A 421-nucleotide genomic window follows, 5' to 3' on the forward strand; every position below is an offset into this window, starting at 1 on the left:
ACCTCAAAAGCATCGCCAACAATACCATAATCGGCCACTTTGAAGAAAGGCGCTTCCGGATCTTTGTTGATTACTACAATCACTTTTGATGAACTAACACCAGCCAAATGCTGGATAGCGCCAGAAATACCGATAGCAATATAAAGGTTAGGGCTAATGGCAATACCGGTTTGACCAACGTGCTCTGAATGTGGTCTCCAGTCTGCATCTGATACCGGTTTAGAACATGCTGTAGCAGCACCAAGCAAACCAGCCAATTCTTCGATCATGCCCCAGTTTTCTGGTCCTTTTAAACCTCTGCCAGCCGAAACAACTAATTCTGCATCAGGTAATGAAACTTTATCAGTTGCCCTAACAATCTCTTTAATAACAGTTCCTAAGTCTGATTGTTTAACATCAGCAGTAAAGGCCTCTATTGCCG

At 43.2% G+C, this 421-nt stretch carries 1 protein-coding gene; it reads right to left on the reverse strand.

The features are described 5' to 3' along the window. Positions 1–421, reverse strand: a 421-nt coding sequence (locus tag AC1DND_RS29515) for an electron transfer flavoprotein subunit alpha/FixB family protein (RefSeq protein ID WP_477586603.1), incomplete at both ends; no start/stop codon positions are given.

Source organism: Pedobacter sp. 01N416, assembly GCF_056399685.1.